The 14,517-nt window shown below is 45.3% G+C and carries 12 protein-coding genes; 11 read left to right on the top strand and 1 reads right to left on the bottom strand.

What is annotated here, in order from left to right:
- Positions 1–195 precede the first annotated feature (195 nt).
- The 9 genes from LC455_RS24590 (at position 196) to LC455_RS24550 (ending at position 12,084) form a co-directional block, all read left to right on the top strand.
- Complete coding sequence (locus tag LC455_RS24590) at positions 196–1,383, top strand: acetyl-CoA C-acetyltransferase (RefSeq protein ID WP_223594937.1); 1,188 nt, start codon at positions 196–198, stop codon at positions 1,381–1,383.
- Positions 1,384–1,542: 159 nt separating this feature from the next.
- Entirely contained in the window at positions 1,543–2,394 is an 852-nt protein-coding gene (locus tag LC455_RS24585) for a 3-hydroxybutyryl-CoA dehydrogenase (protein ID WP_223594936.1), read from the top strand.
- Positions 2,395–2,538: 144 nt separating this feature from the next.
- A complete protein-coding gene (locus LC455_RS24580) occupies positions 2,539–3,669 on the top strand; it encodes an acyl-CoA dehydrogenase (protein WP_223594983.1) in 1,131 nt (376 codons plus the stop codon).
- Positions 3,670–3,950: 281 nt separating this feature from the next.
- Positions 3,951–5,090 (top strand): acyl-CoA dehydrogenase, encoded by a 1,140-nt coding sequence (locus LC455_RS24575; protein WP_223594935.1) that lies wholly within the window; start codon positions 3,951–3,953, stop codon positions 5,088–5,090.
- A gap of 92 nt (positions 5,091–5,182) precedes the next feature.
- Positions 5,183–5,824: a TetR/AcrR family transcriptional regulator gene (locus tag LC455_RS24570; RefSeq protein WP_223594934.1), complete on the top strand. Its 642-nt coding sequence runs from the start codon at positions 5,183–5,185 to the stop codon at positions 5,822–5,824.
- Positions 5,825–5,849: 25 nt separating this feature from the next.
- Entirely contained in the window at positions 5,850–9,104 is a 3,255-nt protein-coding gene (gene icmF, locus LC455_RS24565) for a fused isobutyryl-CoA mutase/GTPase IcmF (protein WP_223594933.1), read from the top strand.
- A 129-nt stretch (positions 9,105–9,233) separates the two neighbouring features.
- Complete coding sequence (locus LC455_RS24560; protein WP_223594932.1) at positions 9,234–9,395, top strand: hypothetical protein; 162 nt, start codon at positions 9,234–9,236, stop codon at positions 9,393–9,395.
- Positions 9,396–9,533: 138 nt separating this feature from the next.
- Entirely contained in the window at positions 9,534–10,121 is a 588-nt protein-coding gene (rpoE, locus tag LC455_RS24555) for a DNA-directed RNA polymerase subunit delta (protein ID WP_223594930.1), read from the top strand.
- Positions 10,122–10,488: 367 nt separating this feature from the next.
- Positions 10,489–12,084, top strand: coding sequence for a CTP synthase (locus LC455_RS24550; protein WP_223594928.1), 1,596 nt, complete (start codon positions 10,489–10,491; stop codon positions 12,082–12,084).
- Between the two features lie 203 nt (positions 12,085–12,287).
- On the opposite strand, the gene LC455_RS24545 is transcribed toward LC455_RS24550, so the two are convergent.
- The gene (locus tag LC455_RS24545) at positions 12,288–12,794 is read right to left on the bottom strand and encodes a DUF2529 domain-containing protein (RefSeq protein ID WP_223594926.1); all 507 of its coding nucleotides are present in this window, start codon (positions 12,792–12,794) and stop codon (positions 12,288–12,290) included.
- 179 nt (positions 12,795–12,973) lie between these two features.
- Between LC455_RS24545 and LC455_RS24540 the strand changes: the two genes are divergently transcribed.
- Both LC455_RS24540 and LC455_RS24535 read left to right on the top strand, forming a co-directional pair.
- A complete protein-coding gene (locus tag LC455_RS24540; RefSeq protein ID WP_223594925.1) occupies positions 12,974–13,345 on the top strand; it encodes a response regulator in 372 nt (123 codons plus the stop codon).
- A gap of 274 nt (positions 13,346–13,619) precedes the next feature.
- Positions 13,620–14,477 (top strand): class II fructose-bisphosphate aldolase, encoded by an 858-nt coding sequence (locus LC455_RS24535; protein WP_223594924.1) that lies wholly within the window; start codon positions 13,620–13,622, stop codon positions 14,475–14,477.
- Positions 14,478–14,517: the final 40 nt, after the last annotated feature.

The raw sequence follows: 14,517 nt of genomic DNA, 5'->3' as shown, positions 1-14,517 counted from the left end.
AATTTTAGGAATTTTGCGTAAAAATATTTCAACTTCTACTCTTTTTTATGTAAAATAGAATATAGAGTAAAACGCTTACATTTCCTTTTTTTGTTAAACGCATTGATGCGTTAATTTTTTAGTTTGTTATCGAGCGAGCGTTCAGTCACTTTGTTGAAGGGGTATTTAATAAACATAAAAGGGAGAGTGTTTTGAATGGGGAAAACGGTTATTTTAAGCGGAGTTAGAACGCCTTTTGGCAAATTCGCAGGATCCTTGAGCGGCTTCACGGCATCAGAACTGGGAGGAATCGCGGTAAAGGAAGCTTTAGTGCGGGCCGATGTGAAAGCTGAAGAGGTTCAGGAAGTCATCCTTGGAACGGTTTTACAAGGAGGACAGGGGCAAATTCCGTCTCGTCAGGCGGCAAGACATGCCGGATTGCCGTGGGAAGTGAAAACAGAAACGATTAATAAGGTTTGCGCTTCCGGAATGCGGAGCGTGACTTTGGCAGACCAAATCATCCGTGCCGGCGATGAGGAAGTCATTGTTGCAGGCGGCATGGAATCGATGAGCAATGCGCCGTACATTCTGCCAAAAGCAAGATGGGGACTGCGCATTGGCGACGCTGCCGTAAATGATTTAATGATTCATGATGGTTTGAGCTGCAGCTTTACTGGTGTTCACATGGGCACATACGGAAATTCGACGGCAGCAGAGATGGAGATCTCCCGAGAGGCACAGGATGAATGGGCATTGAGAAGCCATGAACGGGCAGTTGCCGCGATTGAAAGCGGTAAATTTGCTGAAGAAATCGTTAAGGTGGAAGTGCCGCAGCGAAAAGGGGCTTCGATTGTGGTTGAGCATGATGAAGCGCCACGTAAAGATACTTCTCTTGACCGCCTTTCCAAGCTTGCTCCAGCGTTTAATTCAACGGGTACGATTACAGCGGGAAATGCCCCTGGCGTCAATGACGGTGCGGCTGCCCTCGTGCTGATGAGTGAAGAGCGCGCTGTACGCGAAGGCCGTAAAGCGGAAGCATTCATTTTGGGGCATGCGGCGATTGCTGTGGAAGCAAAGGACTTCCCGCAGACACCAGGTCTTGTCATCAATGAAATTTTACGAAAAACAGGCCGGAGCCTGGAAGAAATAGACCTTTTTGAAATCAATGAAGCCTTTGCGGCAGTCGCATTAGCGAGCAGCCAAATTGCCGGCCTTGATCCAGAAAAGGTCAATGTCAACGGCGGTGCGGTCGCTCTTGGACATCCGATTGGAGCAAGTGGAGCCCGCATTATCATCACGTTAATGCACGAATTGAAGCGCCGCGGCGGCGGAATCGGGATTGCAGCGATTTGCTCCGGCGGCGGCCAGGGCGATGCGGTGATGATTGAAGTTCCTAAGGGGTAATATTATGGGTTGGATTTTTCCAAAAATTGTCTTAATAGACAATGGGGCTTAATAAATAGACAAAACACCTGAAAAAATAGACAAAACACCTGAAAAAATAGACAAAACCATATTTGGATATAAAATACGGGGCTGCGGCCCCCATTTGGAGGGGAAAACATGAAGGTTTCTAAAGTAATGGTAATCGGAGCAGGACAAATGGGCTCAGGGATCGCTCAAGTATGCGCCCAGGCAGGCTACAATGTCTTATTAAATGATCTTAAATCTGAATTTGTTGAACGCGGCTTAGGAGTCATCAACAAAAATCTATCTCGCAACGTGGACAAAGGACGGATGACAGACGAGCAAAAGCAAGAAGTGCTGGCAAGACTCACAGCCTCAACTGACCTTCATGATGCAGCCGAAGTTGATTTGGTCATCGAAGCAGCGGTTGAAAACATGGACATTAAGACGAAAATTTTTGCGCAGCTGGATGAAATTGCTCCGGCACATGCGATTTTAGCAAGCAACACATCATCGCTTCCGATTACGGAAATTGCAGCGGCAACAAAACGTCCGGAAAAGGTTATCGGCATGCACTTCATGAATCCCGTGCCGGTTATGAAGCTGGTTGAAATAATTCGCGGCTTAGCGACAGCAGATGAAGTATACCAAGTGATAGAAGATATGACGAAAACACTCGGTAAGGTGCCGGTGGAAGTGAATGACTTCCCAGGTTTTATCTCCAACCGCATCCTCATGCCAATGATCAATGAAGCGATTTATGCGTTATACGAAGGTGTTGCTACAAAAGAAGCTATCGACGAAGTAATGAAGCTCGGCATGAATCACCCGATGGGGCCGCTGACGTTAGCTGATTTTATCGGCTTGGATACATGTCTTTACATTATGGAAACACTTCATGAAGGGTTCGGCGACGACAAGTACCGTCCATGTCCGCTTCTTCGCAAATATGTAAAAGCAGGCTGGCTCGGCAAGAAAACCGGCCGAGGGTTTTACACATACGAATAGAGTAAGAGAATCGTGCCGCAGTTTTTACATGTACGAATAACATAGGAAAAAATAATTTAAGCCCAGTTCCATTCTATTTTTCAAAAAAGGGGATGCTTGAGGATGAATACTGCCACTTTAGATTCTCCAAAAGGAGAAATCATCATGAATCTAACATTCACAGAAGAGCAAGAAATGATGCGAAAAATGGTCCGCGATTTTGCCGAAAACGAAATTGCTCCATTTATTGAAAAAATGGAAAAGGGTGAGTTTCCGCGCGAAGTTCTTCGCAAAATGGGGGAACTGGGCCTGATGGGAATTCCGGTTCCAGAAAAATACGGCGGCGCTGAGATGGATTTCACTTCCTATATCATCGCCATTAATGAGCTTTCCAAAGTAAGCGCCACCATCGGCGTCATCCTGTCTGTTCATACCTCCGTCGGTACCAACCCGATTCTTTACTTCGGAACCGAGGAACAGAAACAAAAATATTTGCCAAAGATGGCATCCGGTGAGTATCTTGGAGCATTTTGCTTAACGGAACCGAGCTCTGGATCGGATGCAGCCAGCTTGAAATCTCGGGCAGTTCGAAGCGGCGATCATTATGTGATTAACGGCTCGAAGGTGTTTATCACAAATGGCGGTGAAGCTGATGTCTATATTGTGTTTGCGAAAACAAATTCGGAGTTAGGCAGCAGAGGAATGTCGGCGTTTATTGTGGAAAAGGGGACGCCTGGCCTCGTTATTGGCAAGGATGAAAAGAAAATGGGCTTGCACGGCTCCAGAACGGTCCAGCTGACGTTCGAGGACATGAGGGTGCCGGCTGAGAACCTTCTTGGTGCAGAAGGCGACGGTTTTAAAATTGCGATGGCCAACCTCGATGTCGGCCGTATCGGAATTGCCGCCCAGGCGCTGGGAATCGCTGAGGCCGCACTGTCAGCCGCAACTGCCTATGCAAAGGACCGCCAGCAGTTCGGCAAACCGATTGCCGCCCAGCAGGGGATTGGTTTTAAGCTAGCTGATATGGCAACTAGTGTGGAAGCTGCAAAACTATTAGTCTATCGTGCAGCCGATTTGCGCGCACGAGGTGTGAAGTGCGGTTTGGAAGCTTCGATGGCGAAGCTTTATGCATCGAAGACGGCGGTAGAGGTTGCGACAGAAGCCATCCAAGTTTTCGGCGGCTACGGTTACACAGAGGATTACCCGGTTGAACGGTATTTCCGCGATGCGAAAATTACGGAGATTTATGAGGGTACGAGTGAGATCCAGCGGATTGTGATAAGTAAGAATCTATAGGTTTTACAAAAGTATCCAGTAAATGTTGATAAGTTCTGAAAAGAAGTAGAAAGTAGCTGAAAATATGTCGTAAGTACCAAAAAAGACGTAGTAAGCAGCTGAAAATATGTCGTAAGTTCCGAAAAATAGGTAGTAAGTTTTTCGGAATGTAGAATGTGGTCTCAAAATTGTAGATATCAACCTGAATTTTGTAGAAAGCACACCAAAAATTGTAGATTCCAAACTGATTTTTGTAGAATACCCACTAAAATTTGTAGAAAGTTTAAAGGAGGATTCCAAAAATGAACTTCAAACTATCCGAAGAACATGAAATGATTCGTAAAATGGTTCGTGATTTCGCGCGCAACGAGGTGGCGCCAACCGCTGCAGAACGTGATGAGGACGAACGCTTTGATCGTGAGATTTTTGACAAAATGGCAGATCTTGGCTTAACAGGCATTCCGTGGCCGGAAGAGTACGGCGGAATCGGCAGCGATTACTTAGCATACTGCATCGCAGTAGAAGAACTTTCCCGTGTTGATGCCTCAATTGGCGTAACTCTTTCTGCTCACACTTCACTTGCAGGCTGGCCGATTTACAAATTCGGCAACGAAGAACAAAAGCAAACCTATCTGCGCCCAATGGCAGAAGGAAGCAAGATCGGTGCTTACGGCTTAACAGAGCCAGGCAGCGGTTCCGATGCAGGCGGCATGAGAACGACAGCACGTCTTGAAGGCGACCATTACGTCCTAAACGGCTCCAAAATTTTTATCACTAACGGCGGCATCGCCGACATCTATGTTGTTTTTGCTTTAACCGATCCATCCAGCAGACAAAAAGGCACAACTGCATTTATCGTGGAAAAAGATTTCCCAGGTTTCTCAGTAGGGAAAAAGGAAAAGAAACTAGGCATTCGTTCATCACCGACAACGGAAATTATTTTTGAAGATTGCCGTGTTCCAGTTGCCAACCGTCTTGGCGAAGAGGGCGAAGGCTTCAAAATTGCGATGATGACGCTTGATGGCGGACGTAACGGCATCGCGGCGCAAGCAGTGGGAATCGCCCAAGGTGCTCTAGACGCTGCTGTCGACTATGCCAAAGAACGCCACCAATTCGGCAAGCCAATCGCGGCCAACCAAGGAATCAGCTTCAAGCTTGCTGATATGGCAACAGGCATCGAAGCTTCAAGACTATTAACCTATCAAGCAGCATGGCTTGAGTCTAACGGACTTCCGTACGGAAAAGAGTCCGCAATGTCGAAGCTTCTTGCCGGCGATACAGCGATGAAGGTAACGACAGAAGCAGTCCAAGTATTTGGCGGCTACGGTTATACAAAGGATTATCCAGTTGAGAGATTTATGCGCGATGCAAAAATTACGCAAATCTACGAAGGCACTCAGGAAATCCAGCGCCTCGTTATTTCTAGAATGATTACGAAGTAAAAAGAAAAAGCGGAAGCGCTTTGACCAGGGGCGACGGGCATAAGACCCCGAGCCCCTAGGCGCTGGAGCTAGACAAAGGTAGGATAAAAGCGATGAAAAAGCGGGAAGTTCAGGCCTCGGTCAAGGATGAGCGCCTCGTTCAAAAGAGGCGTGACCAAATGATCAAAGGGGCCGTAGCACTTTTTAAACAAAAGGGGTTTCACCGGACGACGACAAGGGAAATTGCCAAAGCGGCCGGCTTTAGCATTGGGACGCTTTATGAATACATCCGCACAAAGGAAGATGTGCTTTATCTCGTCTGCGACAGCATCTATGACCATGTCAGCGAGCGCCTCGAGCAGGACTTGTCTGTCAAAAAAGGGACATTGGAGAGCTTAAAGCTCGGTATCGCGAACTTTTTCCATGTAATGGACGAAATGCAGTCCGAAGTGCTGGTCATGTATCAGGAAGTCAAATCGCTGTCAAAAGACGCCCTTCCATATGTGTTGAAAAAAGAAGAAGCCATGGTGGCCATGTTTGAAAACTTGCTTTCCCGCTGTATTGAGAACGGGGAGCTTGAGTTAACTGAACAGCAGGTCAAAATCATTGCCCATAATATTTTTGTCCAAGGACAAATGTGGGGCTTCCGCCGCTGGGCATTACGAAAATTATTTACATTAGACGAATACATCGAGCTGCAAACCGAGCAATTACTGTCAGGATTACGCCAATTTCAGCCGCAAAAAAAGGGCTAATTTTAAAAAAAGGGGGAACCTAAGCGTGAAAACAACGAGTAAATACCAGCCGAAGCATCATATCCGTTTTGTCACAGCGTCCAGTCTGTTTGACGGCCACGATGCTTCTATTAATATTATGCGTCGAATCCTTCAGTCAAGCGGGGCCGAGGTCATCCACCTTGGTCATAACCGCTCCGTTGAGGAGGTCGTGAACGCTGCGATTCAAGAGGACGCCCAAGGAATCGCGATTTCATCCTATCAAGGCGGACATGTCGAATATTTTAAATACATGTATGACTTATTAAAAGAAAAAGGCGCACCGCATATCCGGATTTACGGCGGCGGGGGCGGCGTGATTATCCCTCGGGAAATAAATGAGCTTCATGAGTACGGAATTGCCTGGATTTTCTCACCTGAAGACGGCCGCAAACTTGGCCTTCAGGGCATGATTGACCGGATGATTGAGGAGTGTGATTTTTCAACTGTCACAGACGATATCAGTGAGCAAATCGAAAAACTCCCTTCGGGGGATGTTAACGCTATTGCTAAGCTGATAACAATGGCAGAGCTTCATGTTGATAAACGGAACGAAGCAGCGGCAACAGCTGAAGAAGTGCTCGAGCAGGTGAAGTCGCTTGAGAAGGGAATTCCGGTAGTTGGGATTACTGGAACGGGCGGTGCTGGAAAAAGTTCGTTAACCGATGAATTGATCCGCCGTTTTATCAACGAGCTGCCTGATAAAAAAGTCGCGATCCTTTCGGTTGACCCGACAAAGCAAAAAACAGGCGGAGCCCTTCTTGGCGACCGTATCCGTATGAATGCGATTTTTTCACCAAATGTATATATGCGCAGCCTTGCGACAAGACATTCGAAAAACGAGCTGTCACTGGCGATTAAAGATGCTGTTGCCGTGACAAAGGCAGCGGGCTTTGACCTTGTCATCGTGGAAACAAGCGGGATCGGACAGGGAGATGCCGAAATTACTGAAATCTGTGATGTATCTTTATATGTCATGACTTCAGAATTCGGGGCACCGTCTCAGCTTGAAAAAATCGATATGATCGACTTTGCCGACCTGATCGTCATCAATAAATTCGAGCGCAAGGGTTCAGAGGACGCGAAGCGCCAAGTGCAAAAGCAATACCAGCGCAGCCATATGCTGTTTGAAAAAGACCCGTCTGAAATGCCGGTATACGGAACAATTGCCAGCCAGTTCAATGACCATGGCACAAACGCTTTGTTTGCTGCGTTAATTGAAAAAATTAACGAAAAAATGGACACTGAGTGGGTAACTTCCTTTAATAAAAATGCCGTTGTGGAAAAGCAAAACGTGATTATTCCAACGGACCGCCGCTACTATTTACGTGAAATCTCGGAAACAGTGCGCGGCTATCATAAGAAGGCCGAAGAGCAGGCCAATATTGCCCGGAAATTATTCCAGCTTGAGGGTGCGATTGAAGCGGTCCAAGAGCCCGGCGTAATTGCGGCACTCGAAGCCGTTAAAGCGGAAACAGAAGCGAAATTAACCCCGGAATCGAAGAAAATCTTAGACAGCTGGGAAGATACGAAGAAAGCATATTCCGGTGATAAATTTGTCACCAGAATCCGTGATAAAGAGATTATTACAATTTTAAAAACAAAGAGCTTATCAGGGCTTGATATTCCAAAAGTGGCGCTGCCAAAATTCAAGGATTACGGCGAGATTCTCCGCTGGGTCTATCAGGAAAACGTACCGGGTTCATTCCCATATACAGCAGGTGTTTTCCCATTCAAGCGTGAAGGGGAAGATCCGAAACGCCAGTTTGCCGGCGAAGGTACACCGGAAAGAACGAACCGCCGTTTCCACTATTTATCGAAGGACGACGATGCGAAACGTTTAAGTACGGCATTTGATTCAGTTACTTTGTATGGAGAAGACCCAGACTACCGTCCTGATATATACGGGAAAGTCGGGGAAAGCGGCGTCAGTGTTTGTACGTTGGACGACATGAAAAAGCTATATGACGGCTTTGATCTTTGCCACCCATCGACTTCGGTTTCAATGACGATCAATGGACCAGCGCCGATCATTTTAGCGATGTTCATGAATACAGCAATTGATCAGCAGGTGAAGCGGAAAGAAGCGGAGTTAGGACGCGTGCTGACGGTGGAAGAATTCGCCGAAGTCCGTGCCTATACATTGCGGACTGTCCGCGGTACGGTGCAGGCCGACATTTTAAAAGAAGACCAAGGCCAGAACACTTGTATTTTTTCAACAGAGTTTGCCCTAAGAATGATGGGAGATATCCAGCAATATTTCATTGACCATCAGGTACGCAACTACTATTCCGTTTCCATTTCCGGCTATCACATTGCTGAAGCGGGAGCAAATCCGATTTCACAATTGGCGTTCACGCTGTCAAACGGCTTTACTTATGTCGAGTACTATTTAAGCCGCGGCATGAAGATTGATGACTTTGCGCCGAACTTATCATTCTTTTTCAGTAACGGCTTAGATCCGGAATATACCGTTATCGGCCGTGTGGCCCGCCGCATTTGGGCAACGGTGATGCGCGATAAGTATGGTGCAAACGAACGGAGCCAAAAGCTGAAGTACCATGTTCAGACATCCGGCCGCTCACTGCATGCTCAGGAAATCGATTTTAATGATATCCGGACTACATTGCAGGCATTAATGGCCTTACATGATAACTGTAATTCCCTTCATACCAATGCTTATGATGAGGCGATTACAACGCCAACTGAGGAATCAGTAAGACGGGCGATGGCGATTCAAATGATCATCACAAACGAGCACGGCTTAACGAAAAATGAAAATCCGCTTCAGGGTGCGTTCATTGTGGAAGAGCTTACGGAACTTGTCGAAGAAGCGGTTTTACAAGAATTTGAACGTTTGAATGACCGCGGCGGTGTGCTTGGTTCGATGGAAACCCAGTACCAGCGAGGCAAGATTCAAGATGAATCGATGTATTATGAAATGAAAAAGCATACCGGTGAACTGCCAATTATTGGCGTCAATACGTATTTGAATCCGAATCCTCCGTCCGAGGAAGACGTTAACAATATGGAATTGGCCCGTGCTACAACCGAGGAAAAAGAGCTGCAGATTCATAATTTACGCACGTTTCAGGAAAGCCACAAAGCCGAAGCAGCGGCGGCGCTAAAACGCCTTAAGGAAGCAGCCGTCAATAATGGCAACATTTTTGCCGAACTGATGGAAACCGTCAAAGTAGCAAGTCTCGGCCAAATTACCCGCGCCCTTTACGAAGTCGGCGGGCAGTACCGAAGAAATATGTAAGGAATGTTGAGTGTCAGGCACCATGTGAAATTTTCACATGGTGCCTGACACCGTTGTTTTACAAAAAAGAATTATCTTATATAATCAAACTAGTGAACAAACTTCGAGGATCATGGCAGGTGTGAAGATATGAAGCTACGTACGATGATCATTATTTTAATCATTTTTGCCTGGCCGTTATATTATCTGTATGAGCGCCAGTTAGGTGCCGTCTCATTCCTGCTTTTATCGATCTTCTTTCTCGTTATTTCGATTAAAGAATTAAAAAAATTCAACAAAAAGGACGACTAGCAGGAAAAAATCAAGGGATTGGTCAGCTAGAACTAGCATAAACGGTAAGAATTTGTTTATAATGAAGAATATGCAAACTGGGAGAAATGCCCTTATCACTCTTTTTAGAGTGTTAAATAGAGAAAGGAAGTGCCAATATTGAGTTTAGCACAATACTCAAAAGAGGAATTACAAGAGTTATCCCTCATAGAAATGGCTTACGAATTTTTAAAAAATAGCAAGCAACCAATCTCCTTCAATGAATTGGTCAATGAAATTACACAGGCTGCCGAGCTTTCTGAAGCAGAGGTTCGCGCGCGGCTGGCACAATTTTATACTGACATGAATATAGATGGCCGTTTCCTTGCATTAGGCGACAATCGCTGGGGACTTCGCGTTTGGTATCCGGTAGATACAGCGGAAGAAGAAGTTGTGAACACAGTGAAGCCGAAGAAGAAAAAGGCGAAGAAAGTCGTCGATGAAGAGGATCTTGACGATTTCGATGAAATTGAGGATGAAGATTACGATGACGTTGATGAATTTGACGACGAAGATGATCTCCTTGATGATGATGACGATGCCTTCGATGAACTTGATGAAGTCGACGAGTTTGACGATGATGATGAAGAAGTGATTGAGGACGACGAAGATTTCGATCTTGACGAAGAAGATGATCTTGATGACGATCTTGATGAAGATGAAGATGATGAGGCCGACTTAGACGAAGAAGAAGACGAAGACTTGTAATTTTTACCCGGGATTTCGGCTTGACTTTTCATCCATGCCCTTGTATTATCTTTTTTGGGCTCCTTAAAAAAGGACGATACATTATTTACTTACAATGCGCTCCCTTACCATTGCGTAAGCGGAGCGCTTTTTATTTTTGTCCAGCTGCAGCGCCTAGGGGATCTCTTGGTCTAAGCCAATCCGTCGAAAAGGTTAAAAAGCAACCTTCCCGCCGGCTCGTCTTATGCTTGTCGCCCCTGATCAAGGCGCTTCCGCTTTTCTGCGCAAAAACTCCACTTGAACGGAGTTTTTTCGTTTGAAAATTTTTTGCAAAACTCCCATTAACAAACCGAATAATGTACAAACTGTATACGAGGGGGAATATTTAATGACAAAATATATTTTTGTAACGGGTGGTGTCGTTTCATCACTTGGAAAAGGAATTACCGCAGCATCCTTAGGGCGCTTGCTGAAAAATCGAGGGTTAAATGTAACGATTCAAAAATTTGACCCATACATTAACGTCGACCCAGGAACGATGAGTCCTTATCAGCATGGTGAAGTGTTCGTAACTGATGACGGTGCCGAAACGGACTTGGACTTAGGCCACTATGAGCGCTTTATTGACATTAATTTAAACAAGTATTCTAACGTAACGACTGGTAAAATCTATTCATCAGTTTTACGCAAAGAGCGCCGCGGTGAGTATTTGGGAGCAACCGTACAGGTTATTCCTCATATTACGAATGAAATCAAGGAGCGCTGTTTCCGTGCCGGCAACGAAACGAATGCCGATGTGGTCATCACGGAAATCGGCGGAACAGTGGGCGATATTGAATCACTGCCATTTTTAGAAGCGATTCGCCAAATCAAGAGTGACATTGGCTCAGAAAACGTAATGTACATCCACTGTACATTGATTCCGTATATCAAGGCAGCTGGTGAAATGAAAACAAAACCGACCCAGCACAGCGTCAAAGAGCTTCGCAGCCTTGGAATTCAGCCAAATATTATCGTCGTTCGTACGGAACTGCCGGTTTCTCAGGACATGAAGGATAAACTTGCCTTGTTCTGTGATATCGATGCAAAAGCAGTGATTGAATGCCGTGACGCAGACACGCTTTATTCTATTCCACTGGCTCTTCAAGAGCAAAATATGGACCAAATTGTCTGTGACCACTTGAAATTGGCGACTCCGGAAGCGGAAATGACTGAGTGGAAGGCACTAGTGGACCGAGTGCTGAATCTATCCGGTAAAACGCGCATCGGACTTGTTGGAAAATATGTTGAGCTGCAGGATGCTTACATTTCTGTAGTTGAAGCGATGAAGCACGCAGGCTATGCTTTTGATACCGACGTTGAAATTAAATGGATTAACTCTGAAGAGGTTACCCGCGAGAATGTCGCCGAGCTTTTGGGTGATGTCGATGGTGTCCTTGTACCGGGCGGTTTCGGTGATCGCGGTATTGAAGGAAAAATCGAAGCGACTCGCTATGCGCGTGAGCAGAAGAAGCCATTCTTGGGTATTTGCTTAGGCATGCAGCTCGCTACGATTGAATTTGCCCGTAACGTTCTTGGGCTTAGTGATGCCCATTCCGCGGAGTTTGTTCCGGAAACAGCTCACCCAATCATCGACCTGCTTCCAGAGCAGAAGGATGTGGAGGATTTAGGCGGTACCTTGCGCTTGGGTCTATATCCTGCACGCTTGGTAGAAGGCACGAAGGCGTTAGCTGCTTATGATGAAAAGGTAATTTATGAGCGCCACCGCCACCGTTATGAATTCAACAATCACTACCGTCAAGAAATGGAAGCAGCAGGCTTAGTGTTCTCTGGGACAAGCCCAGACGGCCGTTTGGTGGAAATTATCGAGCTGACTGACCACCCATGGTTCGTGGCATCCCAGTTCCATCCGGAGTTCGTCTCAAGACCAACCCGTCCACAGCCGTTGTTCCGTGACTTTATTAAAGCAACAATTCAGAAGTAGAGATTTTATGGACCAGTTTCCTTTGGGGGACTGGTCTTGTTTTTGGGAATAAATGTATATTTAGACAAACCCTGCGAAAAAATAGACAAACGACCGAAAAAAATAGACAAACCTGCCCTAAAAATAGACAAACCCACTCAAAAAATAGACAAAACCGCCCCAAAAATAGACAAAACAAAAAACGGCCCCAATCAAGGCCGTTTTTACTCCTCATATTCCGCCAAAATCTCATCAATCGTGAATTTTAAACCATGAAACACGAACAAAGCGGCCATCGCCGAAGGATATCCGTACCGATTTCCTAAATCATCTGGAAGTAAGCCTTTTGTCAGCCGCAAATCAATATGAACATCAGCCAAATCAGCCAAACCGCCCCCATCAACGACCGTCGATACTGCAACAAAAGGGATGCCTTTTTCCTGAAGCTGACTCGCGAGCTCCACGGCGGCTTCATCATCGGACTGCCTCGTGAAAATCAGCACCCGATCGGCTTCACTAACTTTCTCTACATTGATTAAGCCTTGTGCCCCCTTAAGCGGCTCTGCACCCTCTAATGCCTCGAACTCCACAGCTTTCATTTCTTTCGTGCCAAAAATAAAAATGGACTGCCCCTGTGCAAGCAGGCGGGCGCCATCCTCAAACGCAAATTCTTCTTTTTCGTCAAGTCTTTTAAATAACCCAGTTAATTGAGTAGCAAACATTTTTAACATGATAATCCTCCTTATCGCACCCCTATTATAGACTTTTTTAAAAAATTCCACAAAATAACATTATTCTAGGCAAAATTTTTGCAGGAATTTTGCCTTAAAATGTAGAACAATAACAAGTGAGTGTTTAGGTGGAATTTACTAAAAATTGAGAATCTATCAAATCGGGAAGAGGTGGAAGTATGAAAGAGAAAATTTTAATCGTTGACGATCAATTTGGTATTCGCATTTTGCTAAATGAGGTGTTCCAAAAAGAAGGGTATCAAACATTCCAGGCGGCTAACGGCGTTCAGGCACTTGATATTGTAACAAAGCACGACCCTGATCTTGTCCTTTTGGATATGAAAATCCCGGGCATGGACGGAATCGAAATCTTGAAGCGAATGAAAGTCATCGACCCAGACATCCGTGTGATCATCATGACCGCCTACGGAGAATTGGATATGATTCAAGAAGCAAAAGACCTTGGTGCCATCACTCATTTTGCTAAACCATTTGATATTGATGATATCCGTGCTGCAGTACGAAAGCACATTCCGCAAAAGGCAAACTAAAGTCATTTTTTTAAAAAAATAACTAGATTCAAAAAGACAAAAAGGCAGCGAAAATGCCTTTTTTTCATACAAAAGGTGGAAATAGGAAAATGACCGCGCTTTCATTATGACACTTTTAAAAACACTGTTAGATTAATGGCATTTCTACTTTTATTCTGATATGATACATATGAACTTTGACCGGTTGCTATCTTTTCAGATGGATACATATTCATTTTAATTAGGGAAAACATTTATATGAAAAGATAACGACCCAATTTAAGGAGGAATAGAAATGCCTTTAGTTTCCATGACAGAAATGCTTAACAAAGCAAAGGCGGAAGGCTACGCGGTTGGGCAATTTAACCTTAATAACTTAGAGTTTACCCAAGCGATTCTTCAAGCTGCTGAAGCAGAAAAATCACCGGTTATTCTTGGTGTGTCTGAAGGGGCAGCCCGTTATATGTCCGGCTTCAAAACCGTTGTAAAAATGGTAGAGGGATTAATGGAAGATTTAAATGTTACCGTTCCAGTTGCGATTCACCTTGACCACGGTTCAAGCTTTGAAAAATGTAAAGAAGCAATCGATGCAGGCTTCACATCTGTTATGATCGATGCTTCCCACCACCCATTTGAAGAGAATGTCGCTACGACTTCAAAAGTAGTAGAATACGCTCATTCAAAAGGTGTTTCAGTTGAAGCAGAATTAGGAACAGTTGGCGGCCAAGAGGACGATGTGGTTGCTGACGGCGTTATCTATGCAGATCCTGCAGAGTGTAAAGAGCTAGTAACTCGTACAGGCATCGACTGCCTTGCACCAGCACTAGGTTCCGTACACGGCCCTTACAAAGGCGAACCAAAGCTTGGTTACAAGGAAATGGAAGAAATCGGTCAAGCTACTGGTCTTCCGCTTGTTCTTCATGGTGGAACAGGAATCCCAACAGCTGATATCCAAAAGTCCATTTCTTTAGGAACAGCGAAAATCAATGTTAATACTGAAAACCAAATCGCATCTGCGAAAGTGGTTCGCGAAGTATTGGCAGCTAAACCAAATGAATATGATCCACGTAAATATTTAGGACCAGCTCGCGATGCCATTAAAGAAACGGTTTCTGGCAAAATGCGCGAATTCGGTTCTTCAGGCAGAGCGTAATACAAGAACGCCTTCTATGGCCGTTTTTGTAGTTTGCCGC

Source organism: Neobacillus bataviensis (assembly GCF_019969725.1).
This window is presented reverse-complemented; position numbering and strand designations above follow the sequence as displayed.